Origin of the sequence: Streptomyces stelliscabiei (genome assembly GCF_014873495.1) — a bacterium.
Lineage (GTDB): Bacteria > Actinomycetota > Actinomycetes > Streptomycetales > Streptomycetaceae > Streptomyces > Streptomyces bottropensis.
This window is the reverse complement of sequence record NZ_JADBGF010000001.1, coordinates 9,182,285-9,208,966: the sequence shown is the minus strand read 5'-3', so window position 1 is coordinate 9,208,966 and position 26,682 is coordinate 9,182,285. Positions and strand designations below refer to the sequence as shown.

The 26,682-nt window shown below is 72.3% G+C and carries 23 protein-coding genes and 3 pseudogenes; 20 read left to right on the top strand and 6 right to left on the bottom strand.

Annotated elements, in window-relative coordinates:
- Positions 1–327: 327 nt before the first annotated feature.
- The 5 genes and pseudogenes from H4687_RS40180 to H4687_RS40160 all read left to right on the top strand — a co-directional run bounded on the left by H4687_RS40180 (position 328) and on the right by H4687_RS40160 (position 5,870).
- On the top strand, positions 328–1,536 hold the full coding sequence (locus H4687_RS40180; protein ID WP_046916571.1) for a PLP-dependent cysteine synthase family protein: 1,209 nt from the start codon (positions 328–330) through the stop codon (positions 1,534–1,536).
- Entirely contained in the window at positions 1,533–2,831 is a 1,299-nt protein-coding gene (locus H4687_RS40175) for an MDR family MFS transporter (RefSeq protein WP_046916554.1), read from the top strand. The genes H4687_RS40180 and H4687_RS40175 overlap by 4 nt, the downstream gene beginning before the upstream one ends.
- 333 nt (positions 2,832–3,164) lie before the next feature.
- Entirely contained in the window at positions 3,165–4,757 is a 1,593-nt protein-coding gene (gene serA, locus H4687_RS40170; RefSeq protein ID WP_046916553.1) for a phosphoglycerate dehydrogenase, read from the top strand.
- Between the two features lie 459 nt (positions 4,758–5,216).
- Positions 5,217–5,441 (top strand): annotated as a pseudogene (locus H4687_RS40165) (transposase); the annotation flags it as partial.
- Between the two features lie 171 nt (positions 5,442–5,612).
- Positions 5,613–5,870 (top strand): transposase family protein, encoded by a 258-nt coding sequence (locus H4687_RS40160; protein WP_107082357.1) that lies wholly within the window; start codon positions 5,613–5,615, stop codon positions 5,868–5,870.
- A 17-nt stretch (positions 5,871–5,887) separates the two neighbouring features.
- On the opposite strand, the gene H4687_RS40155 is transcribed toward H4687_RS40160, so the two are convergent.
- The gene (locus H4687_RS40155) at positions 5,888–6,853 is read right to left on the bottom strand and encodes a pirin family protein (RefSeq protein WP_046916552.1); all 966 of its coding nucleotides are present in this window, start codon (positions 6,851–6,853) and stop codon (positions 5,888–5,890) included.
- Between the two features lie 236 nt (positions 6,854–7,089).
- Here H4687_RS40155 and H4687_RS40150 point away from each other — a divergent pair, with 236 nt between their 5' ends.
- From H4687_RS40150 to H4687_RS40140, 3 genes are read left to right on the top strand one after another with little or no spacing between them, the layout of a single operon-like run.
- Positions 7,090–7,578 (top strand): MarR family winged helix-turn-helix transcriptional regulator, encoded by a 489-nt coding sequence (locus H4687_RS40150; RefSeq protein WP_046916551.1) that lies wholly within the window; start codon positions 7,090–7,092, stop codon positions 7,576–7,578.
- A complete protein-coding gene (locus tag H4687_RS40145) occupies positions 7,575–8,057 on the top strand; it encodes a MarR family winged helix-turn-helix transcriptional regulator (RefSeq protein WP_046916550.1) in 483 nt (160 codons plus the stop codon). The genes H4687_RS40150 and H4687_RS40145 overlap by 4 nt, the downstream gene beginning before the upstream one ends.
- Before the next feature lie 41 nt (positions 8,058–8,098).
- The gene (locus tag H4687_RS40140; protein ID WP_046916549.1) at positions 8,099–8,455 is read left to right on the top strand and encodes a tetratricopeptide repeat protein; all 357 of its coding nucleotides are present in this window, start codon (positions 8,099–8,101) and stop codon (positions 8,453–8,455) included.
- A 122-nt stretch (positions 8,456–8,577) separates the two neighbouring features.
- Here the strand turns inward: H4687_RS40140 and H4687_RS40135 are convergent, their stop codons facing one another.
- Complete coding sequence (locus tag H4687_RS40135; RefSeq protein ID WP_046916548.1) at positions 8,578–9,987, bottom strand: PepSY-associated TM helix domain-containing protein; 1,410 nt, start codon at positions 9,985–9,987, stop codon at positions 8,578–8,580.
- Between the two features lie 207 nt (positions 9,988–10,194).
- Here H4687_RS40135 and H4687_RS40130 point away from each other — a divergent pair, with 207 nt between their 5' ends.
- The gene (locus H4687_RS40130; protein ID WP_046916547.1) at positions 10,195–10,851 is read left to right on the top strand and encodes a peptide deformylase; all 657 of its coding nucleotides are present in this window, start codon (positions 10,195–10,197) and stop codon (positions 10,849–10,851) included.
- Positions 10,852–10,869: 18 nt separating this feature from the next.
- Here H4687_RS40130 and H4687_RS40125 read toward each other — a convergent pair whose 3' ends face one another.
- Positions 10,870–12,330 carry a dihydrolipoyl dehydrogenase family protein gene (locus tag H4687_RS40125; protein WP_046916546.1) on the bottom strand — a complete coding sequence of 487 codons (1,461 nt, stop codon included), beginning with the start codon at positions 12,328–12,330 and terminating at the stop codon, positions 10,870–10,872.
- 127 nt (positions 12,331–12,457) lie between these two features.
- Between H4687_RS40125 and trxA the strand changes: the two genes are divergently transcribed.
- Positions 12,458–12,844 carry a thioredoxin gene (gene trxA, locus H4687_RS40120; protein WP_179859955.1) on the top strand — a complete coding sequence of 129 codons (387 nt, stop codon included), beginning with the start codon at positions 12,458–12,460 and terminating at the stop codon, positions 12,842–12,844.
- Between the two features lie 9 nt (positions 12,845–12,853).
- Here trxA and H4687_RS40115 read toward each other — a convergent pair whose 3' ends face one another.
- Together H4687_RS40115 and H4687_RS40110 are read right to left on the bottom strand one after the other, a co-directional pair.
- Positions 12,854–14,044, bottom strand: a complete 1,191-nt coding sequence (locus H4687_RS40115; RefSeq protein ID WP_046916544.1) for a 4-hydroxybenzoate 3-monooxygenase — start codon at positions 14,042–14,044, stop codon at positions 12,854–12,856.
- Positions 14,045–14,235: 191 nt separating this feature from the next.
- Positions 14,236–15,270 carry a LacI family DNA-binding transcriptional regulator gene (locus tag H4687_RS40110; protein WP_046916543.1) on the bottom strand — a complete coding sequence of 345 codons (1,035 nt, stop codon included), beginning with the start codon at positions 15,268–15,270 and terminating at the stop codon, positions 14,236–14,238.
- A 672-nt stretch (positions 15,271–15,942) separates the two neighbouring features.
- On the opposite strand from H4687_RS40110, the pseudogene H4687_RS40105 reads away from it, so the two are divergent.
- The 6 genes and pseudogenes from H4687_RS40105 to H4687_RS40080 form a co-directional block, all read left to right on the top strand.
- Positions 15,943–16,283 (top strand): annotated as a pseudogene (locus H4687_RS40105) (alpha/beta hydrolase); the annotation flags it as partial.
- Positions 16,273–17,116: pseudogene (locus H4687_RS40100) on the top strand (helix-turn-helix domain-containing protein); the annotation flags it as partial. The pseudogenes H4687_RS40105 and H4687_RS40100, both read left to right, overlap by 11 nt.
- Before the next feature lie 116 nt (positions 17,117–17,232).
- The gene (locus H4687_RS40095) at positions 17,233–18,657 is read left to right on the top strand and encodes an amidase (protein ID WP_046916542.1); all 1,425 of its coding nucleotides are present in this window, start codon (positions 17,233–17,235) and stop codon (positions 18,655–18,657) included.
- 53 nt (positions 18,658–18,710) lie between these two features.
- The gene (locus H4687_RS40090; protein ID WP_012999015.1) at positions 18,711–18,935 is read left to right on the top strand and encodes a hypothetical protein; all 225 of its coding nucleotides are present in this window, start codon (positions 18,711–18,713) and stop codon (positions 18,933–18,935) included.
- Positions 18,936–19,095: 160 nt separating this feature from the next.
- A complete protein-coding gene (locus tag H4687_RS40085; protein WP_046916541.1) occupies positions 19,096–20,514 on the top strand; it encodes a flotillin family protein in 1,419 nt (472 codons plus the stop codon).
- Between the two features lie 92 nt (positions 20,515–20,606).
- A complete protein-coding gene (locus tag H4687_RS40080) occupies positions 20,607–21,053 on the top strand; it encodes a type II toxin-antitoxin system PemK/MazF family toxin (protein ID WP_046916568.1) in 447 nt (148 codons plus the stop codon).
- 8 nt (positions 21,054–21,061) lie between these two features.
- Here H4687_RS40080 and H4687_RS40075 read toward each other — a convergent pair whose 3' ends face one another.
- Positions 21,062–21,901 carry a TIGR02452 family protein gene (locus tag H4687_RS40075; RefSeq protein WP_046916567.1) on the bottom strand — a complete coding sequence of 280 codons (840 nt, stop codon included), beginning with the start codon at positions 21,899–21,901 and terminating at the stop codon, positions 21,062–21,064.
- Positions 21,902–22,204: 303 nt separating this feature from the next.
- On the opposite strand from H4687_RS40075, the gene egtA reads away from it, so the two are divergent.
- Genes egtA through egtD form a run of 4 tightly spaced genes read left to right on the top strand, consistent with a single transcriptional unit; the run spans position 22,205 to position 26,593 of the window.
- Positions 22,205–23,479, top strand: a complete 1,275-nt coding sequence (gene egtA, locus H4687_RS40070) for an ergothioneine biosynthesis glutamate--cysteine ligase EgtA (protein ID WP_046916540.1) — start codon at positions 22,205–22,207, stop codon at positions 23,477–23,479.
- Positions 23,476–24,822: an ergothioneine biosynthesis protein EgtB gene (egtB, locus tag H4687_RS40065; protein WP_046916539.1), complete on the top strand. Its 1,347-nt coding sequence runs from the start codon at positions 23,476–23,478 to the stop codon at positions 24,820–24,822. Before egtA ends, egtB begins: the two co-directional genes overlap by 4 nt.
- Positions 24,822–25,634 carry an ergothioneine biosynthesis protein EgtC gene (gene egtC, locus H4687_RS40060; protein WP_046916538.1) on the top strand — a complete coding sequence of 271 codons (813 nt, stop codon included), beginning with the start codon at positions 24,822–24,824 and terminating at the stop codon, positions 25,632–25,634. The genes egtB and egtC overlap by 1 nt, the downstream gene beginning before the upstream one ends.
- Positions 25,631–26,593: an L-histidine N(alpha)-methyltransferase gene (gene egtD, locus H4687_RS40055; RefSeq protein WP_046916537.1), complete on the top strand. Its 963-nt coding sequence runs from the start codon at positions 25,631–25,633 to the stop codon at positions 26,591–26,593. Before egtC ends, egtD begins: the two co-directional genes overlap by 4 nt.
- Positions 26,594–26,682: the final 89 nt, after the last annotated feature.

Below are 26,682 nucleotides of genomic sequence, written 5' to 3'. Positions count from 1 at the left end.
AGACCCTTGACCCGTCCGAGCCCCCCGATCGATGCCTCGACCCCTGCCACGGGAAGGCCTTCCACCCGCAGTCGTCTCCTCGGGTCCCACCGCGCGCACTCGCCGTGCTGTCGCTGACGGACGACACAGCGGCTTCCGTGCGCCCACTCCCTGGCGCCGTCCGAAGACCGCTGCCGAGCGGCGGTCGGACCGCTCTCACGGCCATCTGCAGGTGGCGCATATAGGAGCCACCCACGGGCCGCCTTTCGTCGCCCCGCCGCGCGGCTCAACCCGTCGCGCGAGATGAGCATCCGCACGCATCCCTACCGATTCGAGAGCGAAGAGAACATGCACTCCATGACCAAGAGTGACCTCACTCCCACCGGCTCCGGCTCCGCCCTACGGGGGCTTGTCGGCAACACCCCGCTCCTCCATGTCTCCCAGCCCTTCACCGAGCCGGACCGCGGCTTCTGGGCGAAGCTGGAAGGCTTCAACCCCGGCGGCATCAAGGACCGTCCGGGCCTGCACATGGTCGAGCGCGCCCGCGCCCGCGGCGAGCTCCAGCCGGGTGGAAGGATCATCGAGTCCACCAGCGGCACCCTCGGCCTCGGGCTCGCCCTGGCCGGGATGGTCTACGGGCACCCCGTCACGCTGGTCACCGACCCGGGTCTGGAGATGTCCATGACCCGGCTGCTGACCGCGTACGGGGCTCAGGTCAATCTCGTCTCCGAACCGCACCCCACCGGGGGCTGGCAGCAGGCCCGCCGTGACCGGGTCACCCAGCTGATGCAGCAGCACCCCGGCTCGTGGTGCCCGGACCAGTACAACAACCCCGACAACACCACCGCCTACACCCCGCTCGCCCTCGAACTGGCCACCGAGCTCGGCCCCATAGACGTGCTGGTGTGCAGCGTGGGAACAGGCGGACACTCCGCCGGAGTCTCACGCGTACTCCAACAGCTCTACCCGGACCTCAAGCTGGTCGGCGTCGACACCATCGGGTCGACGATCTTCGGCCAGCCCGCCCGTCCCCGCCTGATGCGGGGCCTGGGCTCCAGCATCTACCCGCGCAATGTCGCCTACGACAACTTCAGCGAGGTGCACTGGGTCGCCCCGGCGGAGGCAGTGTGGAACTGCCGTCAGCTGGCTGCCTCGCACTACGCCACAGGCGGCTGGAGCGTCGGCGCGGTGGCGATGGTCGCCGGCTGGCTGGCCCGCACGCTGCCCGCGGACACCCGGATCGCGGCGATCTTCCCCGACGGCCCGCAACGCTACCTCGGCACGGTCTACGACGACGACTACTGCACGGCTCACGGACTGCTCGACGCCCCTCCCGCACTCGAACCGGAGGTGATCGGCCGCCTGGACGAGAAGGAGGTCACCCGCTGGACGCGGTGCGAGAACGTCGTCGACCCGCTCGCGCCGGCGGGCTCGGAACCGCGGTCCGGCACGGCCGGTCCACTCGACGCATACGACGCGCAAGCCGACGTGTCCGTGGACAGCGACGCCGCCGAACGGCTTGACGGCAGCGATGTGCTCGCGGAGGGGAACCGGTGAGGACGACCATCGCCCAGGTTCGTTCCTACGAACGCAGCGTCCAGCTGCTGATGGTGAATCAGTTCACCATCAACCTCGGGTTCTACATGCTGATGCCGTACCTGGCCGCGCATCTGGCAGGTCCCGTGGGGCTGGCCGGCTGGCTGGTCGGGCTGATCCTCGGCGTACGCAACTTCAGCCAGCAGGGCATGTTCCTGCTCGGCGGAACGCTGGCCGACCGGCTCGGATACAAGCCCATGATCATAGCCGGGCTGATGCTGCGCATCATCGGCTTCGCGACTCTCGGGCTGGTGGAGTCCGTGCCCGCCCTGCTGGCCGCTTCGGCGGCTACGGGCCTGGCCGGAGCACTGTTCAATCCCGCCGTACGCGCCTATGTCGCGGCGGACGCGGGCGAACGCCGGGTCGAGGCCTTCGCGCTGTTCAACGTCTTCTACCAGGCCGGGATCCTGCTCGGCCCGCTGGTGGGCATGCTGCTGACCGGCGTGAGCTTCCGCGTCACGTGCCTGGTCGCGGCGGGAATCTTCGCTCTGCTGAGCATCGTCCAGATCAGGGCCCTGCCCGCCCGCCGGGGCGACGACGCCGAGCACGGCCAGGACCAGGAGGGCGTGCTGTCCCAGTGGCGGGGCATCGTGGCCAACCGGCCGTTCCTGCTGTTCTCGGTCGCCATGATCGGCTTCTACGTCATGCAGTTCCAGGTCTATCTCGCACTGCCGCTTGAGGTGCGCCGCCTGGGCGGCGACGGGACCTTCGGCACGGGGGCGGTGGCCGTGCTGTTCGCCGTCTCGGGCCTGAGCACCATCCTCTTCCAGACCAAGGTGACCGCCTGGTGCAAGGCCCGCATGGAACCGGGCCGCGCACTGACCTGGGGGCTGCTGACCATGGGGCTGGGGTTTGTTCCGCTGCTGGTGGCCACCGCGGTCCCGGTACCGGACGGCGGGGTGGGGCTGTGGCTGCTCGCGGCAGTGCCGCCGGCACTCTCCGCGCTGCTCCTCGCGATCGGCACGATGATCGCGTACCCCTTCGAGATGGACACCATCGTCCGCCTCTCCGGCAACCGCCTCGTCGCCACCCACTACGGCCTTTACAACACCATCTGTGGCATCGGCATCACCTTCGGAAACCTGCTGACAGGTGCGGCGCTCGACGCCGCCCGGGCCGCCGGGATGTCCGCGCTGCCGTGGGTGGCGCTGTCGGCACTCGGCCTGACGTGCGCGGCCGCCCTCTACGGGCTCCACCGCACGGGCCGGCTGGCACCACCAGTGCGCGAGGCGCAGCCGGAGCCCGCGAACGCGTAACACGACGCCCTGTGCCGGAGGGGGCGGACGAGTCGACTTCCGTCCCCTCCGGTCGGTCACGCCCACGTCGATGGCTGGGCGTGTGCGCCCACGGGGACACCGGCACCGGCCGGACACTCGCCCGTGCCACGACCGTCCGGCCCGCACTTCACCTGCCGTCAGGACGCACCCGCGCCATCACGCGAAAGTCGGCCAGTGCGCAAGGCACGCACGCATCGCATCTCCTTGTCGGCCGCACTCCTCCAGAACCCGCAGAACCACCTCGCACGTCACCACCGCCTTCGGCCACGGAGACGGCCGTCCGCGAAGCAATAGGTAAGGACTGAAGACCAAGTGAGCCCGAAACCCACCGTAGTGATCGCTGAAGAGCTGTCGCCCGCCACCGTTGACGCACTCGGTCCGGACTTCGAGATCCGGCACTGCAACGGCGCTGACCGAGCCGAACTCATCCCGGCGATCGCCGACGCCGACGCGATCCTCGTGCGCAGCGCGACCAAGGTGGACGCCGCGGCCATCGCCGCGGCCAGGAAACTGAAGGTCGTCGCCCGCGCCGGTGTCGGCCTGGACAACGTGGACGTCTCCGCCGCGACCAAGGCCGGCGTGATGGTGGTCAACGCCCCCACGTCCAACATCGTCACGGCCGCCGAGCTCGCTTGCGGGCTTCTGATCGCCACGGCCCGCAACATCCCGCAGGCGAACACGGCCCTGAAGAACGGCGAGTGGAAGCGCGGCACGTACACGGGCGTGGAGCTGAGCGAGAAGACTCTCGGCGTCGTCGGGCTCGGCCGCATCGGTGCCCTGGTGGCCCAGCGCATGTCCGCCTTCGGCATGAAGATCGTCGCCTACGACCCGTACGTACGGCCGGCGTCGGCGGCACACATGGGCGTCAAGCTGCTCTCACTGGACGAGCTGCTCGGGGTCTCGGACTTCATCACCGTGCACCTGCCCAAGACCCCCGAGACGCTGGGCCTGATCGGCGAGGAGGCGCTGCACAAGGTCCAGCCGCACGTCCGGATCGTCAACGCCGCGCGCGGCGGCATTGTGGACGAGCAGGCGTTGTTCAACGCGCTGAAGGAGGGCCGGGTCGCGGGCGCGGGCCTGGACGTGTACGCGCACGAGCCCTGCACGGACTCGCCGCTCTTCCGGTTCGACCAGGTCGTGTGCACCCCGCACCTCGGCGCCTCCACGGACGAGGCACAGGAGAAGGCGGGCATCGCCGTCGCCAGTTCTGTCCGGCTCGCGCTCGCGGGCGAGCCGGTCCCCGACGCGGTCAACGTACAGAGCGGCGTCATCGCGGAAGACGTACGGCCCTGGCTGCCACTCGCTGAGAAACTCGGCCGGATCTTCACCGCCCTGGCGGGGGAGGTTGCCATCCGACTCGACGTCGAAGTGTACGGCGAGATCATCCGGCACGACGTCAAGGTCCTCGAACTCTCCGCGCTCAAGGGTGTCTTCCAGGACGTCGTCGACGAGACGGTCTCCTACGTGAACGCCCCACTCTTCGCGCAGGAGCGCGGCGTCGGACTCCGCGTGACCACCAGCTCCAAGTCCACGGACCACCGCGACATGATGACCGTCCGCGGAACACTCGCAGATGGTGAGGAGGTCTCGGTCTCCGGCACCCTAGTCGGCCCCAAGCACGTGCAGAAAATCGTGTCGGTGGGTCATCACGACACCGACCTGACGATGTCCGACCACCTGGTTCTCGTGCGCTACACCGACCTCCCCGGTGTCATCGGCACCATCGGTCACGTACTCGGCGAGGCGGACCTGAACATCGCCGGAATGCAGGTCTCCCGGGCTGCTCCTGGCGGCGAGGCTCTGGTGGTCCTGAACGTCGACAGCCACGTCCCGGCTGACGTCCTTGCCGAGATCGCCCAAGAGATCGGTGCCACCTCGGCGCATTCGGTCAGCCTGGCGAACTGACGGACAGCACAACCGTACGGACTCGGGCCAGGCGCGCCGCAGCGGTGAGCTCGGCCCGAGCGCCGTCCAGCGGGAGTACTCGAAGACGGACAGCCCGGGCACGTGGCCGGAGGCCCACGAAGTCATCCGCGACTGAGTGGCGGTCGGGTGAGAGCGTCGGACCCGGCAGCGTACTCCCGTGCTGGAGTCGGCCAGATGGGCTTCGCGCATCCTGGGCGGCTGGGTGAGCGGCCCGGGAGGTGATATGCGAGGACTTTCCGCAGAAAGCGTGGGGATGAAGCGTTCCCGCGAAGCATGTGCCGCCTCGGTCTCCCCAGCTTCCAGAAGGTGCGGTGTTCACCGCCGGAGTAGAGACACTGTCCAACCGACCCAGCCTCCGCGTTTCACTTGCGGTGACGTCCGGACCTTGATCGGAAACTCGAAAGTGCCTCCTGAACCGGGATGATGAGGCTTGTCGAGCGCCTGACCGGCGTCGACGAGATGGTCATCTCGCCGGCCGCGAAGGGGCTGACCACCGGCGAGGTGCAGGCGCACCGGGCCGAGGTCTATGGCGCCGAGGTCTCCCGGCAGACCATCTCCACCATCACCGACAAGGTGCTGGAGGGCATGGCCGAATGGCAGAGTCGTCCCCTCGACGCCGTCTATCCGGTGGTCTTCATCGATGCCATCCACGTGAAGATCCGGGTTCTGTCGACGATCTTGTGATCCGGACGGCTGAGCACGTTGCTCCGCCTGTTCACGATCATGCATCGCGTGCTCTCGTGATGTGCTCCTCGAGCTGTTTCCGTACCTGTCCGCGTTGCTGATCGAGGGGGTCGATCGGCGACCGGACCAGGTGGTGCTGAGAACGCGCGGGTGCGGGCGACGACTGGCTCCTGTCGGTGCGGTCAGAGCTCGACCCGAGTGCACGGCCAGTACGTACGCAGGCTGCGTGATGTCGCCGTGGGCGGGCTCGGTGTCGTGATCGAGTTATGCGTGCGCCGCTTCCGCTGCGAGAACCCTGCCTGCACGGCGGTGACGTTCGCCGAACAGGTCTCGGGACTGACCACCCCGCGAGCGGCCTCCGAGCGGGAGACAGCACCGACAGCACGTCACCCACCCAGCACCGAATGATCAGTTGTTTCCGCAGGTCAGCGGGCCCTCCCCCGCGGCTTCAAAGGCGTCGGCGGCAGCTCGGGCGCGGGCAGCGGATCCCCGTCGTACCCCTTCACCTCCCCGAATCTCGACCCTTCCATCCAGTCCCTACGCGCCTGTACGATCTCTTCCTGCGACCGTCCGATCCAGTTCCAGAACATGATCAGCTCCTCCTCGAAGGGTTCGCCGCCGAGGAGCATGAGGGAGGCGTCCGAGTCGGCGCGCAGGGGGAGTTCGGTGCGGCCGCAGCCGAGGTAGAGCATCGAACCGGGGAGGACGGGGACGCCGTCGACGTGGGCCTCGCCGGCCATGGCGAGGACGGCGTACTCGAAGTCTGGTTCGAGCGGGAGGCGGACGTCCGCGCCGGGGGCGAGTGTGAGGTCCGCGCCGACGATCGGCGTGAAGGTCGTGCCGGGCGAGGTCGCGCCGTCCAGAGAGCCGAGGATGAGGGTGGCGCTCAGGCCGGCGGCCGTGACGACCGGCAGTTCGGCGTGGTGCTCGAAGCGCGGATCGGTGTGGCGGTGGCTGTCCGGCAGAGCCACCCAGAGCTGGGCACCGTGCAGGAAGCGGGCGTGCGACTTCGGGCTCTCCTCCGAGTGGCTGATGGCCCGCCCTGAGGTCATCAGTCCCAGTTCGCGCGGACGGATCGTCTGCAGGCTGCCCGTGGAGTCGCGGTGCAGCACTTCGCCCTGATGCAGCCAACTGACCGTCTGCAGGCCCATGTGCGGGTGCGGCGGCACCTGCATACCGGGCTCGTCGGCGATGTCGTCCGGGCCGTAGTGATCGACGAAGGCCCAGGCGCCCACCATGCGGCGGCCCAGATTGGGCAGCAGCCGCCGCACCTCGGTGGACTCACCGAGCTTCACCCGGCGGGGGCTGAGTAGTTCACGTACCGGCTCGGCCACCACGAAGCCCCGGCCACCGCACACCGCGGGCACCGCCTCGCGATCAAGATTGCTCATGCTGCACAACCTAGACCTCTCCGGCTCCCGCCGTCAGCCGTCCCCCGTCGGCCATCCCGGTCCGCCAGACCCCGTCGGCCATCCCCGTCCGCCAGACCCCGTCGGCCGCCCGCCGCCCGTCCCGGGACTCGACCGGCGCTGGCACGGTGCATCGCAGGGGGCTAGCACGGCGCACGCACCGCGGCGCAGTCCGGCAAATAGTAGCCATGGCTATAGTAGCCATGTACAGTATTCGCATGGGTTCGGATTTCGAGGGCGCGACGCCCGGTTTCCTCGTCTGGCGACTGTCGGTGAAGTGGCGGGTCGCGGTGGACCGCGCGGTCGCTCCGCTCGGGCTGACGCACGCCCAGTACGCGCTGGTCGCGTCGTTGTACGGCATGCACCGGACCGGACAGCGGCCCAGCCAGCGGGAACTCGCTGACCACACCGGCCTGGAGGCCCTGTACGTCTCCAAACTGGCCCGCGCCCTGGAGACCGCCGGGCTGCTGGAACGCGCCCGGGACCCTCGCGACCCCCGTGCCGTGCGGTTGGCGCTCACCGAGCAGGGGCGCGAGGTGACCCGGCGCGCGATCGAGGTGGTCCAGGGGCTGCTGCGACAGCTGCTGGAACCGCTCGGCGGCCCGGACTCCGCCCGCACCCACCAGTTCACCCGTGAACTGACCACCCTGCTCGACGTACCGCTCACCCCTTCCACCGAGCACGCACACGACAAGGAGCAGTCATGACCTCCACCGCAGCCACCGTCGACGGCCGGGTCGTCGCCCTCGCCCACTACGCGAGCCGCGCGGTCCTGGAGCGCGTGCTGGCCGGACACGGCCTGACGTTCCAGCAGTCGGTGGCCCTCCGGGTCCTCGCGGTCGCCGACGGCCCCGTGGAACGGGACGAAGTCGTGCACCAGGTCGTCGGCTTTCTCAAGGTCGAGCCGGTCGGCATACGGGCCGTCGTCGAGGAGTTGCTCTCCGCCGGTCTGGTGGAGACGGACCCGCAGCGGCCGTCGCACCTCCGGGTCACCGACGCCGGACGGGAGGCGTTCGCCAGGTCGGCCGCCGAGACCGCGCCCGTCTCCGCCCGGATCTACGCCGGCATCCCCACCGAGGACCTGCTGACCGCCGGTCGCGTCCTGACCCTCGTCACCGAGCGCGCCAACGCGGAACTCGCCGCCGCGACGCCGGGTGCGGAAGCCGTAGGAGAGGCGGTGGAATAGCCACCGGGGAGCGGGGGTTGTGCGCCTCGAAGGAGGCACCAGTGGACACCACGTACTACGACCACGGAACAGCCGCCGAGCGCTGGGAGCGCGCCCGGATGTTCTTCGACGCCAAGGACTACACCGCCGCCGCACGTGTCCTCGGCCCGCTGGTCGAGGAGGTCCCGGAGCAGACCGGCCCCCGGCTGCTGCTGGCCCGCGCCTACTACCACTCGGCCCAACTGCGCCGCGCCGAGGCCGAGTTGCGCGTCCTCGTCGAGCGGGACCCGGTGGAGCAGTACGCCCGGCTGATGCTGGGCCGCACGCTGGAGCGGCAGGCCCGGCACCAGGAGGCGGAGTCCCACCTGCGGATCGCCGCGGCGCTCGCGGGCGACTTCGAGCGGCTGCAGGAGGCGTAGGGGCGTCGGGGAGCAGAGGCGTAGGGGTCGTACGAGCGCCGTGAGGGGGCGCGTCCGGTCGGACGCGCCCCCTCATCGCTCGGCCTCCCCCGGGAGGCCCGCGTCACTGCCGCCCGGCCGTCCTACTTCGCCTCCGCCCGGCCGCCGTACGACCGCTTGCCGCGCCGGTGAGCGATCTCGCCCAGGACGACGTCCACCGCGATGAACACGGCGAGCGGGATGCCGAGCAGGGGCACGAAGTAGCCGAGGACGGCGATGAGGGCGAGGGCCGGGACCAGGATCTGCGGCGGCACGTGCTGCCAGGCGCCGCGCGGGATCGGGCGGCCGAACGACGAGGCGCGGCCGCGCAGCCACCACATGCGGTAGCCCCAGAGGATCAGCACGACCAGGGAGGCGGCCAGGGCCATGAGGAGGAGCTGGTTCGCCAGCCCGAACAGCACGCCGGTGTGACCGTCGATGCCCCAGCGGGAGAGCTTGGCGAGGACGGGGAAGTCGGCGAACCGGAGCGTGTCGGTGACCTCGGCGGTCGCCGGGTCCACGGCCACCGCGTCCTGCTTGGTGGGCCAGCTGCGCTGGACCTGCTTGACCACGTACGTGGAGGACGCGTCGGCGGGCGGCACGATCTCCACCGGGTCGCCGAGGCCCTTGGCCCGCGCGGCGGCGAGGATCTTGTCCAGGTCGCCCTCGGGGGCGGCCCCTTCCTCCGCCGAGCCGTCGCCGTGATCCCCGTGGTCGCCCGCGGCGGCGGAGATCGCCGGGGTGGCCTGGTGGAGTTCGGTGCGCAGGACCTCGATGTTGGCGCCCGCGTAGGTCGACCAGGTCAGGCCGGTCGCCGAGAGGAAGAAGAACCCGGCGGCGGCCCAGACACCGACCGTGCCGTGCAGGCCCAGCGTGCGGCGGCGGCCGCTGGTGCCGCGCACCTTGCGCTGGGCGCGGCGGCGGGCGAACCAGAGCACGAGGCCGCCGCCGGAGATGACCCACAGCCAGCTGGCGGCGAGTTCGCTGTACAGGCGGCCGGGCTCGCCGAGCTGGAGATTGGCGTGGAACTTGTCGATCCAGGTCCGCACCGGCAGTGCGCCGGTCGAGCCGTACTGCTCCAGGGCGCCGCGCACCTCCGCCGTGTACGGGTCGACGAACACCGCGAGCGTGTTGCCCTCGTCGATGCCCTCGACGCCCGTCAGCATCACCCGGGTCGTCGCGTCGTCCTCCGGCGAGGGGCGTACGGCGGAGAGGGTGCCCTCGGGGTGCTCCTTGCGGGCGGCGGCCACCTGCTCGGAGATCGGCAGCTTGGCGTCACCCACCTCGGCGACGGTCGTCCGGTCCGCGTAGACGATCTTCTCGATCGAGAACGAGGCGGCGTACAGTCCGCCGGTCAGGGCGGCGACCAGCAGGAACGGGGCGACGAGGACGCCCGCGTAGAAGTGCAGCCGCAGCACGAGCGGCCGGAGCGAAGCCCAGCCCCTCGTGGCGCCGTCGGGCTTGGCGACGGGTTTCTGGGACTCGTCCGTCTCGGTCGAGGGGGCGATGGTCATCGGCGGATGCTCCGGGATGCGGGGACGTCGTGGCGGTCCAGTAGTCGGATCGTGGAGGCTTCGAGTTCCCGGCACTTTGTGTGATGTGGGTCACACGCGGTGATGCTGTCGCGTGGACGCGCGAGGGCCGGCCGGCCCTCGCGTGAGCCGGCGGGCCTACGCGTGAGCCGCCTCGCGTCGCGCGACGCCGGTTGGCATCCTGGCCCGATGGCTTCTGAACGTGACCGCGTCGACTCCCGTCTCCTGAGCGACCGGGTCGAGGAACTCCTCGCCCATGAGGGGCCGCTGCCGATCGTCGCCGCGGGCGACCCGGTGCTGCGCCGCACCGCCGAGCCCTTCGACGGCCAGCTCGACCCGGGTCTCCTCGCCCGCTTCGTCGCCGCCCTGCGCGCCACCATGCACGCGGCGCCCGGCGTCGGTCTCGCCGCGCCCCAGGTCGGGGTGTCCCTGCGGATCGCGGTGATCGAGGACCCCGCGCCGGTCCCGGAGGAGGTACGGCTGGCCCGGGGCCGGGTGCCGCAGCCGTTCCGGGTCCTGGTCAATCCCGCGTACGAGGCCGTGGGGCCGTACCGGGACGCGTTCTTCGAGGGCTGTCTGAGCGTGCCGGGCTGGCAGGCCGTGGTGGCGCGGCACGCCAAGGTGCGGCTCCGGGCGCTCGACGAGCGGGGGCGGACGGTGGACGAGGAGTTCTCGGGGTGGCCGGCCCGGATCGTCCAGCACGAGACGGACCATCTGAACGGCACGCTCTACCTCGACCACGCCGAGCTGAGGTCCCTCTCCTCCAGCCAGGCGATGGCCGACCGCTGGAACGACCCGACCCCGGTCCGGGCCGCCCGGGCGCTGGGCTTCCTGCTGCCCGACTGAGCGCCCGGACCGGCCGGTTCAGCCCCGGTACGCCTCCAGCAGCCGCAGCCACACCTCGCTGATCGTCGGGTACGAGGGCACCGCGTGCCAGAGCCGGTCGACCGGGACCTCCCCGACGACGGCGACGGTGGCGGAGTGGATCAGCTCACCGACGGCGGGGCCGACGAAGGTGACGCCGCGCAGGATCTCGCGGTCCAGGTCGACGACCATGCGGGCGCGGCCCCGGTAGCCGTCGGCGTACAGGCCCGCCCCCGCGACGGAGGAGAACTCGACGTCGACCGCGCGGACGCGGTGCCCGGCCCTTTCGGCCTCGGCGAGGGAGAGGCCGACGGCGGCGGCCTCGGGGTCGGTGAAGACGACCTGGGGGACGGCGGCGTGGTCGGCGGTGGCCGCGTGGGCTCCCCAGCGGTCGCTCTCCAGGAGCGGGACCCCGGCCGCGCGGGCGGCGATGGCGGCCCCGGCGATCCGGGCCTGGTACTTGCCCTGGTGGGTGAGGAGCGCCCGGTGGTTGACGTCCCCGACCGCGTACAGCCAGTCGCTGCCCGTCACCCGGAGGCTGTCGTCCACCTCCAGCCACGATCCGGACTCCAGACCCACGGTGTCGAGGCCGAGGTCGTCGGTGCGCGGGGCGCGGCCGGTGGCGAAGAGGATCTCGTCGGCCTCCAGCCGGTCGCCGGTGTCCGTGCGGGCCACCACGGTCCCGTCCTCGCGGATCACCGCCGTCACCGACGTACCCGTCCGCACGTCGACGCCCGACTCGGCGAGCGCCTCGGCGATCAGTTCACCGGCGAAGGGCTCCATGCGGGGCAGCAGGCCCTTGCCGCGCACGAGGACGGTGACCTCGGAGCCGAGGGACCGCCAGGCGGTGGCCATCTCGACGGCCACGACACCGCCGCCGACGACGATCAGCCGGCCGGGGACCGTCTGCGCGCTGGTGGCCTCGCGACTGGTCCAGGGCTTGACCTGCGCGAGTCCCGGCAGGTCGGGCAGGAGGGCGCGGCTGCCGGTGGAGAGGACCACCGCGTGCCGGGCGGTGAGGACCTGACGCCCGCCGTCGGGGGCGTCCACGACGACCCGGCGGGGTCCGGCCAGGCGCGCGTGGCCCCGGTACAGGGCCGCCCCGACGCTCTCCAGCCAGCCGACCTGGCCGTCGTCCTTCCAGTGCGCGGTCTCGTAGTCGCGGTGGGCGAGCACCTCGGCGGTGTCCAGCGGGCCCTCGACCAGGTGGCGCAGCCCCGGTACGCGGCGGGCGTCGGCGCGGGCGATCGCGGGGCGCAGGAGGGCCTTGCTCGGCATGCACGCCCAGTACGAGCACTCGCCGCCGACCAGTTCGCTCTCCACGATCGCGGTGGACAGGCCGGCCGCGCGGGTGCGGTCGGCGACGTTCTCCCCCACGGGTCCGGCACCGAGCACCACGACGTCGTACTCGTCCGGTGTCGCGTCGCCCGCCGGGCCTTCGGTGTTTTCCGTATCCGTCATGGGGTCAGTCTGGTTGCTGGTGTGCGCGGTGGCCAAACGGGTACGCGCGCGGAATACGCCACCACGGGGTGGCGTTGTCGAGTGCGGCTCGCCCCGAGCACCGAAACCAGGAAGAGGGATGCACGCCATGAGCAGCACCGTGGAGCTGACCAAGGAGAACTTCGACCGGACGGTCACCGAGAACGAGTTCGTTCTGATCGACTTCTGGGCGTCCTGGTGCGGGCCTTGCCGGCAGTTCGCCCCGGTCTACGAGAAGGCCGCCGACGACAACCCGGACCTGGTGTTCGGCAAGGTGGACACCGAGGCCCAGCCGGAGCTGGCGCAGGCCTTCGGCATCCAGTCCATCCCGACGCTGATGATCGTCCGTGACCAGGTGGCCGTGTTCGCGCAGCCGGGCGCGCTGCCCGAGGCCGCGCTGACCGACGTCATCGGGCAGGCCCGGAAGCTGGACATGGACGAGGTCCGCAAGGCCGTCGCCGAGCAGCAGGCGCAGGTGGAGGAGAACGGCCGGTAGCCGGCCGTCTCACCGGGCAGGCGGCAGCCCCGTGTAGTGGGCTGCCAGTTCGGCGGCCGCCTGGCGGGAGGCGGTGATCCGGCGCAGCCCGGCGAGCTGGAGGCGGTGGTCGAAGGCGCCGCCCTCCGGCAGCGCGTGCAGCATCCTGGTCATGTCGTACGAGAAGCGGGCCGTCCGCCAGACCCGGTCGAGGCACACCTGCGAGTAACGGTCCAGGAGTTGTGCCGTTCCGTGGGTGTACAGCTCGACGAGGGCGCGGGCGAGGACGCACACCTCGTACACCCCGAGGTTGAGGCCCTCGGTGCCGGTCGGCGCCACGGTGTGGGCGGCTCCCCCGGCGAGCAGCAGTCGGCCGTGCCGCATCGGCTCGTGGACGTGACTGCGCATCGGGGTCACGGACTTGGCGGTGACCGGTCCGCGTTCCAGGGTCCAGTCGGCGTCGATGGCGAAGCGCGCGGCCAGTTCGTCCCATACACGTTCGTCGGGCCAGTCGGCGGGGTCGGTGCCGCTGGGGACCTGGAGGCAGAACCGGGACACCGACGCTGAGCGCATGCCGTGCAGGGCGAAGCCGTGGTCACCGCGTGCGTAGATCGACTCCTCGCGGGGCGGCGGGACTTCGGCGAGGACGCCGAGCCAGGAGTACGGGTGCTCGTGCTCGTACACCCGGCGGGCGGCGGCCGGGAACACATGGCGGGAGATGCCGTGGAAGCCGTCGCAGCCGACCACCCACTCGCAGGACAGTTCCTCCTGGTACCCGTCGTGGACGAAGTGCACCACCGGGCGCTCGCCGAGCGGGCTCTCGACGCCGATCGCCTCCGCCTGGAACAACAGCGGTGGCCCGTCCGCGAGTTGGAGGGCGACGAGGTCGTTGACGATCTCCGCCCGGGGATAGATCGTGACGGTACGGCCGCCGGTGAGGGCCGGGAGGTCGAGGCGGTGCCGTTCGCGGTCGAAGCGCAGTTCGATGCCGTGCTGGACCACGCCCTCGGTCTCCAGGCGTGCGGCGGCCCCGCACGCGCGCAGCGCGTCGACGGTGCCCTGCTCCAGCACGCCTCCGGCCGACGGCATCCCCGGCCGACGCTCCACGTGCGCGCGGGTCCGGCTCTCCAGGACCACGCAGTCGATGTCCGCCCGGTGCAGCAGCCGGGCGAGGAGGAGCCCGGCGGGACCCGCTCCGATGATGCCGACCTTCGTGCGCATGACGCGCCTCCCGAGGCGGGCGGTCCGTCCCGCCCTGTCCGCCCAGCCTCGCCCGTTCGGCCCCGCCCGTCCAGCCGTGCCGGTTCGGCCGTGTTCGTTCAACCGTGCCGGTTCGGCCGGTCACGGTCCTGCCGACCTTCGACGACACCACCGCCGTGTCCGCTCGGCCGTGTGCGTTCGGCCTTGTGCGTTCAGCTCGATTCGCGGTGCACGATCCTCGCGCCCAGGACGTCGTGGGTGGTGGGGACCGAGGCGGGGTCGCGCACCACGCGGTCGACCAGTTCCGCGAGGTGACGTCCGGAGGGCAGCTCCAGGTGGACGGTGCTCAGGCGGGGCCGCAACAGCCGGCCGAGCATCAGGTCGTCGGCCCCGACCACGGCCGTCTCCCCGGGGACGCCGATGCCCTCGTCCTGGAGGGCCCGCATCACCAACATCGCGTACTCGTCGTTGTACGCGAACACCGCGTCCAGCCCGAGCGAGCGCCAGTCGCGGGCGAGCCGGGCGGCGGCGGCCTCGTCGTAGGCGAGCGGCAGCTCGGTGACCGTGGCCTCGGTGCCCTGCACCGCGCGTCGTACGCCGGCCAGGCGGGGCTGGGAGAAGACCCCGAAGCCGGGCTCCTCGGGCACGACGACACCGATGCGGCGGCGGCCGCTCTCGACGAGGTGCCGGCCGGCGCTGTGGCCGACGCCCGCGTGGTCCAGGATCAACGCGTGGGCGCCCTCGACGGGTTCGGGGGTGAGGGTGACCACGGCCTTGGCGCCGGAGCGCTTGAGCACGGCCACACCCTGCGGGCCCAGACCGACGCCGGGCATGATGACCGCGACCGGGCGCAGTTCGGCCCAGGCGCGGGCGGCGTCGTCGCCGCGCAGCCCCAGGCCGCCGTGCTGCACGACGGTGTAGTCGAGCCGGCTGAGGGCCCACTGGATCTCGTTGATGAACTGGCTGTACAGCGGCCCGATCGGAACGTTCGGGGTGGGCATCAGCACCAGGCGGCTGTGGCCGGCGCGCAGGCTGCGGGCCGCCGCGTGCGGTACGTAGCCGAGTTCCTTGGCGGCCTCGTGGACCCGGCGGCGGGTCGGCTCGCTGATGCGGACGGCGCTGGTGTTGTTCAGGACGTAGCTGACCGTCGCACGTGAGACACCCGCGAGACGTGCCACGTCGGCGCTCGTGGGCACGGATCGCTGCAGGGGCGAGGGCGGGGCGGGCTCTTTCGGTATCTGCACCATGAGGAGGGCATCCTTGCAGAAGTGGTGAAGGTCGTTCCGGCCGGGGGACCGTCGGCCGTGCGGGGGCTCGGGGTCGGGCCACCGATCTTTGTGGCTGGGCAGTTTGGCGAATGTGTTCGAAATCTGTTCCATCGGGCGGCTATTTCACGCCACCTCCACATGAGTACGTACGCGAGGGCTCCGCACGCACGTGTGGCCTGCTTTCCGCACCGGGCCGGTGTGCGGGCGACCGGCCCACGTCGAGCCCCCGGCGGCCTCGTGACGAGACGGCACATCGGGGTTCCGCCGACGACGGGGGGCCGATCCGCTGGTCGGGGCCGACGGCGGGTGAGGGGTCGCGTGCCTGGCCAGGCCGTGCGACCGGCTGGCACGGGGGAACCCGCGCAGCTCCCCGCCGCCGGTACGGCGACCGCCCGCGAAGGACGCGGCACGGGGTGCCGACACGCGAAAGCTATGGCGTGAACTGTGTGCTGGACGCGGGCGCGTACGCGGGCGCCGCGCCCGCCGGCCGTGCCGCTCCGGGCGACCCGCGGACCACCCGCCGGATGGCGGGCAACCGCCGCCGTACGACGGCGTCCTCGCCCTTGCCGCGGCGCTCATCATCGCGGTACGCCCCGTCGGCCACGCGTCGCGGTGCGCACCGTGGATGCGGAACCCGCACGAGGAGAAGCCATGACCATGACCCCGCCCCCGTTCGATCCGGAGCTCGCGGCGGCCCTGGAGGCGATCAAGGACCTGGTGCCGCGCGGGCTGACCATGGACGACATCCCGGCGATGCGCCAGGGGCCCGGCATCGCGCTGATGGCCCAGCTGGACCTCACCGTGGACGGCTTCGAGGTCGAGGACCGGCTGGTGCCGGGGCCCGAGGGGAGCCGGAGATCTCGCTGCTCGTCTGCCGCCCGGCCGCGCCCGCGACACCGGGTCCGCTGCCGGTGATCTGCCACGTCCACGGCGGCGGCATGATCGTCGGCAACAACCGGGGCGGTGTGGACGCGCCGCTGGGTGGAGCCCGACGGGCGGCGCCACGACAGCGAGGATCCGCCGGACCCGGCCTGGCCCTCCGCCGCGCTCGTGCCGGACGGTGTGCCGGCGCTGTGGCTGGAGCGGGCCGGGGGCGGTGAGCCGAGCGTGGTGGACGCCGTCATCCAGGAGCGGGCCGCCGGTGCGCTCCGGGTGGTGATGGACCGGACCCGGGGCCGGGCGCCCCTCTCCCCCGCCGACGACCCGGCACTCGTGGAGACGGTCCTCGACCCCACCGCAACCGAGCGCGCCCGTCTGCGGGCCGACCGGCGCCTCGGCCTCGACCCCGACGATCCCACCACCCTGGCGCGGGCCCTCGCCCCGCTGACCGGCCGGCCCCGCATCCTGCGCGTGCGCGCGGCCCGGGTCGGCGAGGAGGGCCTGCCCGCCGGACGGGTCGGTGTCGGGCCCGCGGTGTCCGTGCCGGAGCTGCCCGAGTCCTGGGCCGGCGCGCGGACCGCGTTGCGGTTCACCGCCGAGGGCACCGCGCAGGACCCCGGTGAGCGTGTGGTTCCACGCCGACGACCTCGGCGCGCTCGCCCTCCTCGCCCAGCTGATCGCGCCGGGGGCGGAACCTCCGCCGGACGTACGGGATCTGGAGCGGGCCGCGGCCGACTCGCCCTGGATGCTCGCCACGCTCCACGCGGTCGCCACGACGGCGAGCCTGCGGTCGGCGGCCATCGGCGTCAACGTCCACCACTCCACCCTCCAGGACCGCCTGACCCACGCGGAGGCCCTCCTCGGCTGGCCCGTCCGCACACCCCGGGGCCGGCTACGGCTGCATCTGGCCCTCACCCTGCGGCACCTGGCCCGCGGCGGCGCCTGAGCGGGCGGAGGCGTGCACGAATCGCCGCCCTCGTCAGGCAAGTCGTCCACGCTGTACCGTCGCGCCCGCGCGGACGTTACCGTTCGGTAGAAATCCTGCTTCCGGAGGTGTTCCGTATGGGTGTCGACCGTGCGCCGGGTCTCGTGGAATGTGCTCGCGCGCTGGCCGCCGGGGAGGTGACGTCGCGGGCGCTCGTGGAGCGGACGCTCGCCCGGATCGAGGCGAGCCAGACGACCGTGAACGCGTTCCGGCGGGTGCGGGCCGAGGCGGCGCTCATGGAGGCCGACGCGGCGGACAAGGAGTTGGCGGAAGGCGGACGGCGACCGCTGCTCGGCGTGCCGGTGGCCGTGAAGGACGACATGGACGTGGCGGGCGAACCCACCGCGTTCGGCTGCCGGGGCGAGTTCCCCTCGCTGCCGGAGGACGGCGAGGCCGTACGCCGGCTGCGCGCGGCCGGGGCGATCGTCGTCGGCAAGACCAACACGTGCGAGCTGGGGCAGTGGCCGTTCACGGAGGGGCCCGCGTTCGGGGCCACCCGCAACCCCTGGCATCCGGACCACACCCCGGGCGGCTCCTCCGGCGGTTCCGCGGCGGCCGTGGCCGCGGGGATCGTCCCGGCCGCGCTGGGCTCGGACGGCGCCGGATCGGTGCGCATCCCCGCCTCCTGGACGCATCTCATCGGCATCAAGCCCCAGCGCGGCCGTATCTCGACCTGGCCGCACGCGGAGTCCTTCCAGGGCATCACCGTCAACGGCACCCTCGCCCGCACGGTCGCCGACGCCGCCCTCCTGCTGGACGCGGCGAGCGGCAACCACGAGGGCGACCTGCACCGGCCGCCCGCCGTCAACGCCTCCGAGGCCGTCGGCCGGGATCCGGGGCGGCTCCGGATCGCCCTGTCCCTGAAGCCGCCGTTCACCGCGCTGCCCGCGCGCCTCGACCCCCGGGTGCGGGAACGGGTGCGGGCGGTGGCGGAGCGGCTCGCCGCGCTCGGGCACGTGGTGGAGGAGGCGGAACCCCGGTACGGGCAGATCGGGCTGACCTTCATCCCGCGCGCCACCGCGGGCATCGCCGAACGGGTCGGCGCCGTCGCCGAGCAGGGCCTCCTCGACCGGCGCACCCTCGACGCCGCCCGCCTCGGCCGGCTGCTGGGCGGTGCGCCCCTGCGGCTGGCACGCCGCGCCGAGGTCCCGCTGCACCGGCGGATCGGCGTGCTGTTCCAGTCGTACGACGTGCTGCTGGCGCCGACGACCGCCGCTCCGCCGCCGCGCATCGGCTCCATGCTGAACCTCGGCGGGCTCGGCACCGACCGCGCGATGATCGCGGCCTGCCCGTACGCCTGGCCGTGGAACGTGCTGGGCTGGCCCGGCGTGAACGTACCGGCGGGGTTCGTGGACGACGGGCTGCCGGTGGGCGCGCAGTTGCTCGGCCCGGCGAACAGCGAGCCCCTTCTGCTGTCGCTGGCCGCGCAGTTGGAGGCGGACCAGCGCTGGCACGAGCAGTGGCCGCCGCGGCGGAGCACCGCGGACTCCCCGGTGGTGTAGGCGGGTTGGGCTCGGGCGGGCGGGTTCGGCGCCCGCGCTCCGACCCGTACGCTGTGACCATGGACGAAGCGTCGATGGTCGGGCTGATGGGACGGGTGACCGGTGCGGTCGGTCCCGGGCTCGTCGGCGAGGTGATCGTCCGGGTGCGGGGCGGCGCCGAGCACTTTCTCGCGTACCCCGCCTCCGCGAAGGACCGGATCGCGCCGGGGACGCTCGTGATGGTGATGGAGTACCTGCCGCCGCGCACGGTGTACGTGTCGGCGGCGTACGACAGTTGACGGCCCGTCGGGTCCCGCGACGGCTGTGTGTCGGTCTTCGGGAACCGGTTCGCATCAGGACTGCAACAACGGTGCCTCCCTCCCTGTACCACCGCCGGGCCACGCGGGACACTCCCGACGTTCGGTGCCGATAGGGCACCTGGCCAAAGGGGGTGGGCCGATGTTCGTCGGCCTCATCGCGGGGGCGGCCGTAGCCGTCGTTGTCGTACTGATCAGTGTCTTCAAGCTCATGTGGCGTGTCGCCGAGCCGAACGAGGCGCTGATCATCTCCGGCTCCAAGCACAAGATGGAGGGCCTGACGGAGGGCATGAACTTCCGTATCGTCACCGGGCGCGGCACCCTCGTGCTGCCCGGTATGCAGGCGGTGCGCAAGCTCTCGCTCGATCTGAACCAGACCGAGCTGGCCGTGGAGTGCGTGACCTTCCAGGGCATCCCGCTGAAGATCCGGGGTGTCGTCATCTTCAAGGTGGGCGACGACTTCGTGTCCATCGCCAACGCGGCCCGCCGCTTCCTCGGCCAGCAGAAGCGGGTCTCGGAGCGGGTGCACAACGTGTTCGCCGGTCATCTCCGGTCCATCGTGGGCGGGTTGACGGTCGAGGACATGATCCGGGACCGCGAGAAACTGACCGGCCAGACCCGGGCCGCGTGCGGGACGGAGATGGAGAAACTGGGTCTGATCGTCGACTCGCTGCAGATCCACGAGATCGAGGACCCGACCGGCTACATCAAGAACATGGCCATGCCGCACGCGGCGGCCGTCCAGCGGGACGCCCGTATCGCGCAGGCCGAGGCCAACCGGCTCGCCACCGAGGCCGAGCAGCAGGCCGCGGCGCGCATGGCGGAGGCCACCCGGGACAGCGAGATCCTCCAGGCCGGCTACCAGGCCGAGCGGGACAACGCCTCGGCGAAGGCCAAGCAGGCCGGCCCCCTCGCGGAGGCCGCCGCCCTGCAGGAGGTCGTCGTCCAGGAGACCCGCGTCGCGGAGCTGGCGGCGGCCCGGCGCGAGCAGCAGCTCCAGGCCGACGTCCGCAAGCCGGCCGACGCCAAGGCCTACGAGAAACGGACGCTCGCCGAGGCCGAGCGCGACGCCCGTATCTCCGCCGCGCAGGCCAAGGCCAAGGAGACCGAGCTGGCGGCCGCCGCCGAGGCGACCGCGACCCAGCTGACCGGTGAGGCCGAGGCCGCCGCCCGGCAGGCCAAGGGGATCGCCGCCGCCGAGGCCACGCGCGCGAAGGGGCTCGCGGAGGCCGAGGGCATCAAGGCGCGGGCCGCCGCACTGGCCGAGAACCAGGAGGCGGTGATCGCGCAGCAACTGGCCGAGCAGTGGCCGGAGATCGTGCAGGCGGGCGCCTCCGCGTTCGGCAACGTCGACAACATGGTGCTGCTCAACGGGGCCGACGGCATGGCGGACATGTTCGCCAAGGCGCTCACGATGGGCGGGACCGGACTGGGGCTGGCCCGGCAGTTGCTGTCCTCGATGAACCAGAACGGGGCGCCCGCCGGCGGCGGGGCCGGGGTGAACGGGGTGCCCGTGGAGAAGCCGGCCGTGGAGAAGGTGCGGGTCGACAGGGAACCGTAACCCCGGGGCTGTCGTGTGTTCGTGGTCGCCCGCGCCCGTTTCCCGCGCCCCTTTCGAGGGGCGGGAAACGGGCGCGGGCTAGCGTGACCCCCGTGACTTCCTTCGCTGATCAAGAAGTGCCCGGGCGCTACGGGCCCACCGCCACCACCGAGGCCGATCCCCGTGACGTCGGGCGCGTGCGGACCGAGTACTCGCCCGCCCACGACGGGGATCCCGATCCCGGCGAGATCGTCTGGACGTGGGTCCCGTTCGAGGAGAACGACGGGCGCGGGAAGGACCGGCCCGTGCTCGTGGTGGCCCGGGAGGCCCGGGGGACGCTGCTCGCCGTGCAGTTGTCCAGCAAGCGGCACGACGGGGACCGGGAGTGGGTCCCGATCGGGAGCGGGCCGTGGGACCGGTCGGGGCGGGACTCCTGGGTGGATGTGGACCGGGTGCTGCGGTTGCACGAGACGGGGATGCGGCGGGAGGCCTGCGCGCTGGACCGGATGCGGTTCAACTCCGTCGTGCACCGGCTGCGCGAGCGGTACGGGTGGCGGTAGGCGGCCCTTCAGGAGCCGGTGGCGAACTCCCGCTCGAAGGCGCCGCGGACCACCGCGCCCTTCGTGCGGTCCAGCACCCCGAACACCACGTGTGCGAAGGTGCCCTCGAACCTGCCGCCGTCCATGAGCAGGGCCCGGAACGCCCCCGCCACCTGGGCCGGGTCGTTGCCGAACACCCCGCAGCCCCAGGCGCCCAGGACCAGTCGGCGGTAGCCGTGGGCCGCCGCCGTCTCCAGGACGCGTTCCGCGCGGGTGGCAAGGGCCCGGGGCAGCTCGGCGGCGCGCTCCGGGGCCGTACGCAGCACGACGGAGGCGTTCGGGGCCGCGGAGGTCAGGAAGCCGGTGGTGTACGGGGCGTCGAGGAGGGTGCCGCGGTCGTCCCGGAAGACGGGTACGGCGGGTGAGTGGATGACGCGGTCCGTGTAGAACGGGTCGCGGTGGGCGCGGTGGTGGGCGTAGAAGGCGGGAGCCTCGCGGACGCAGGCGTAGAGCGCGGAGGCCCGGCAGAGGGCCTCCTCCTGGGCCTGGGCGCCGTTCAGATAGCCGCCGCCGGGGTTGCGGGCGGAGGAGAAGTTGAGGACGGCCACCGGGGCGGGGTCGGCCCTCGTCAGCCGGTGGGCGGCTTCCAGGCTGCTCTCGCCCGTGACCTCGACGGTGGCCTCGCCGGCCGCGCGCACCGGGCCGGCCTGCGGTGTGCTCACCGGGTCGGGGCCGTACAGGCGGGTCGCGGCCCGTGCGGCCGCCACCTCGTCCGCGATGGACACCTGGCGGCCGGAGGGCGCGCGATAGTGCCCGGCCGCGACGATGTCCTCGGTCTCACGTGCGATTCCTCGCAGGCGCGCGCTCATGCCGCCACCCCCGCGTGCGGCGCGGACGCCCACTTCTCCCCCGTCGTGCTCATGGGCGCATCCTGGGCGATGCTGGGGAAGGGCCGCAACGGAATTTCCTCGTGTGAATGGCCTGGTACCGGAAAGGGAAGGGGTGCCTGAAGATCCCGGAAACGGGGATCGCCGATCCGCATTGCCACGATGTGCCCCCTTGTGCGAAAGCGGCACGAGGGTTTTGGGTGGGACGAGCGCCACCGGTCCCACCCCATCGGGTACGGATCAAAGGCTCGGCCGACGAGATTGGCATATCAGGAGGATCCCGACATGTCAGATTCGCTGAGTGACTGTACGGAGCGACGCTCCCCGGTCACCGAGGCGGAGGTGGAAGCCCTGGTACGGGGCATCTGCTTCAAGACCGGTCCACCCCGGACCCTAGGTGTCGAACTGGAATGGCACGTCCACGAGCTGCGTGATCCGCGGCTCCCCGCAACACCCGCACGACTCGAAGCGGCCTACGCCGCACTGCGGACCCTGACCCTGGACTCACCGCTGACCGTCGAGCCCGGCGGCCAGCTGGAGCTCAGCTCGGCGCCGGCCGCCTCCCTGATGGAGTGCGTCGGGTCCGTCTCGGCCGACCTCGCCGCCGTACGCGCCACCCTGCGCGAGGCGGATCTCGGCATCAGCGGCTACGGCCACGAACCCTGGAACCCCCCGACCCGCTACCTCCACGAGCCCCGGTACGACGCCATGGAGGTCTATCTCGACCGCTTCGGACCCGAGGGGCGGGACATGATGTGCTCCACCGCCTCGGTGCAGGTGTGCCTGGACGCCGGGTACGAGGAGCCGGGCCCCCTCGGTCACCGGCGGCGCTGGTGGCTGGCGCACCAGCTCGGTGCCGTGCTGGTGGCCTCGTTCGCGCACTCCCCGCTGGCGCGGGGCCGGGCGACCGGCCTGCGTTCGACCCGTCAGGCGCTGTGGGCGGCGATGGACCCGGGCCGGACGAACGCGCCGGCCCTCGACGGCGACCCGCGCGAGGAGTGGGCGCGGCTGGTGCTGGACGCGCCGGTGATGTGCGTCCGGGCCGACGAGGGCCCCTGGGGTGTGCCCGGAGCGATGACGTTCCGGGAGTGGACGCGATCCGACACCCCGCCGAGCCGCGCCGACCTCGACTACCACCTGACGACCCTGTTCCCGCCGGCGCGTCCGCGCGGCCATCTGGAACTGCGCATGATCGACGCCCAGCCCGGCGAGGACGGGTGGATCGTCCCGCTCGCCGTGACGACGGCGCTGTTCGACGACCCGGAGGCCGCGGAGACCGCGTACCGGACCGTCAAGCCGCTCGCGGAGCGGGCGGGTTCGCGACCGCCACCGCGCAATCCGCTGTGGGAGACGGCCGTGCGCGACGGTCTGACCGATCCCGAACTGCGGGAGGCGGCTGCCGTCTGCTTCGCCGCTGCGGCCGAGGCCCTGCCCCGGCTCGGCGCGAGCACCGAGGTGCTCGACGCGGTCGCGGCGTACACCGACCGCTATGTGGCCCGGGGGCGCTGCCCCGCCGACGATCTGCTCGACGTGTTCCACGGGAAGGACAACCCCGCATGACCGCACCCCGGACGCCGGCCCCGACGGCCGACGCCGACCCCGACATACTCCGGGAGCGCGCGCTGGCGGCGCTGACCACGGCCCGGGCCCGCACCGCGCTCCTGACGACCGCCGTCGACGAACCCGATCTCACCGCGCAGCACTCGCCGCTGATGTCCCCGCTGGTCTGGGACCTCGCCCACATCGGCAACCAGGAGGAGCAGTGGCTGCTGCGCAACGTCGCCGGGCGGGAGGCGATGCGGCCCGAGATCGACGGCCTGTACGACGCCTTCGAGCATCCGCGTGCCGCGCGGCCCTCGCTGCCGCTGCTCGCGCCGGAGGAGGCCCGGCGGTATCTGCGCGAGGTGCGCGGCCGGGCCCTGGACGTGCTGGAGAGCGCCGACTTCCACGGCACCCGGCTCACCGACGCGGGCTTCGCCTTCGGCATGATCGCCCAGCACGAACAGCAGCACGACGAGACGATGCTGATCACCCATCAGCTGCGGCAGGGCCCCGCCGTGCTGTCGGCGCCCGATCCCGAGCCCGTCCCGCTGTTCACGGGCCCCTCCGAAGTCCTGGTGCCCGGCGGTGAGTTCACGATGGGCACCTCGACCGAGCCCTGGGCGCTGGACAACGAGCGGCCCGCGCACCGGCGGACCGTCCCGCCGTTCCACATCGACACCACGCCGGTGACGAACGGCGCGTACCAGGCGTTCATCGCGGACGGCGGCTACGACGACGCGCGCTGGTGGACGGCCGAGGGATGGGACCACATCCGCGCGCACGGCATCCACGCGCCGCTGTTCTGGCGACGCGACGGCCGGCAGTGGCTGCGGCGGCGCTTCGGCGTCACCGAGGTCGTGCCGGCCGAGGAGCCGGTGCTGCACGTGTGCTGGTACGAGGCGGACGCGTACGCCCGCTGGGCGGGGCGCCGGCTGCCCACCGAGGCCGAGTGGGAGAAGGCCGCCCGGCACGACCCGGTCACCGGCCGCTCGACCCGCTACCCGTGGGGCGACGCCGATCCGGCGCCCGAACACGCCAACCTCGGGCAGCGGCATCTGCGCCCGGCACCGGCCGGTAGCTATCCGGAGGGTCGATCCCCGCTGGGCGTACGGCAGTTGATCGGTGATGTGTGGGAGTGGACGTCGAGCGACTTCCTGCCCTATCCGGGGTTCTCGGCGTTCCCGTACAAGGAGTACTCGGAGGTGTTCTTCGGCCCCGAGCACAAGGTGCTGCGCGGCGGTTCGTTCGCCGTGGACCAGGTGGCGTGCCGGGGGACGTTCCGCAACTGGGACTATCCGATCCGGCGGCAGATCTTCAGCGGGTTCCGTACGGCCCGCGACGCCTCCCCGGAGGTCGTCTGATGTGTCGTCACCTCGCCTGTCTCGGCACCGATGTGCCGCTGGGCAGGGTCCTGGTGGACCCGCCGCACAGTCTGTTCCGGCAGTCGTGGGCACCCCGACGGCAGCGGTACGGGACGGTCAACGCCGATGGTTTCGGGGTCGGTTGGTACGCCGAGGGCGACCCGGTGCCGGGGCGGTACCGGCGGGCCGGGCCGATCTGGGGCGACCAGTCCTTCGCGGACCTCGCCCGGGTGGTCCGCACCGGGGCGCTGCTGGCCGCCGTACGGGACGCGACGGTGGCGGGCGCGGACGACGAGGCCGCGGCCGCGCCGTTCTCGGCCGGCCCCTGGCTGTTCAGCCACAACGGGGCGGTCGCCGGATGGCCCGGCTCCCTGGCGCCGCTCGCCGCCGAACTGCCCGCCGTCGAGGTGCTGTCGATGGAGGCGCGCAACGACTCGGCGCTCGTGTGGGCCCTGGTCCTGAACCGGCTGCGGGCCGGCGACACGGAGGGCCAGGCGCTGGCCGACACGGTCCTGGAGGTCGCCCGGGCGGCCCCCGGGTCGCGGCTCAACCTGCTCCTCACCGACGGCGAGACGATCGCCGCGACGGCCTGGGGCGACACGCTCTGGTATCTCACCGAGCCCGGCCGCGGCACGGTCGTGGCGTCCGAGCCGTACGACGACGACCCGCACTGGGTGGAGGTCCCGGACCGCACCCTGCTCGCGGCGAGCCGTACGGACGTCCTGCTCACCCCGCTCAAGGAGCCGGACGAAGCCTCCCGTCCGCACGACGACGACCCGTCACCCGCACTGTCGAAGGAGCCCCCCGCGTGAGCCCGTTCCTTCTCACCCGCACCCTGCCGGAGGACGCCACGGACGCCGCGCTGCGCGCCGACGTCCTGGACGGTCTGACCCGCATGCCGAAGACGCTGCCGCCCAAGTGGTTCTACGACGCGCGCGGCAGCGAACTGTTCGAGCGGATCACCGAGTTGCCCGAGTACTACCCGACCCGTGCCGAGCGCGAGATCCTGGTGGACCGGGCGGGCGAGATCGCCGCGGCGAGCGGCGCCCGCACCCTGGTCGAGCTGGGGTCCGGCTCGTCCGACAAGACCAGGCACCTGCTGGACGCGATGCCGGGCCTGCACACGTACGTGCCGGTCGACGTCAGCGAGAGCGCGCTGCGGCAGGCGGGCGAGGCGCTGGCCGCCGAGCGGCCGGGGCTGAACGTGCACGCCCTGATCGCCGACTTCACCGCCGGGCTGGAGCCGCCCGAGACCCCGGGTCCTCGTCTGGTGGCGTTCCTGGGCGGCACGATCGGCAATCTGGTGCCCGGGGAGCGTGCGGCGTTCCTGGCCGCCGTCCGCGCGCTGCTGGCCCCCGGTGACGCGCTGCTGCTGGGCACGGACCTGGTCAAGGACGAGGCGGTGCTGGTCGCCGCGTACGACGACGCGTCCGGGGTGACCGCCGAGTTCAACAAGAACGTGCTGAACGTGGTGGACCGGGAGTTGGGGGCGGACTTCGACCCCGACGCCTTCGACCATGTCGCCCTCTGGAACGCCGAGTGCGAGTGGATCGAGATGCGGCTGCGGTCCCGTACGGCTCAGACCGTGAAGGTTCCCGCGCTCGATCTGGCGGTGGACTTCGCGGCCGGGGAGGAGGTGCGGACGGAGGTGTCCGCGAAGTTCAGGAAGGAGGGGGTGCGGACCGAACTGGCTGCTTCCGGGCTGGAGTTGACACACTGGTGGACGGATGAGCAGGGCCGGTTCGCGTTGTCGTTGAGCGGGGTGGGGTAGCGCGCAGCGGTTCCGGGGGGCGCGTCGTCGGGTGCGGGTGAGTGGGGCTTCTCGCGCAGTTCCCAGTCACCCGCACCCGACAACCCACT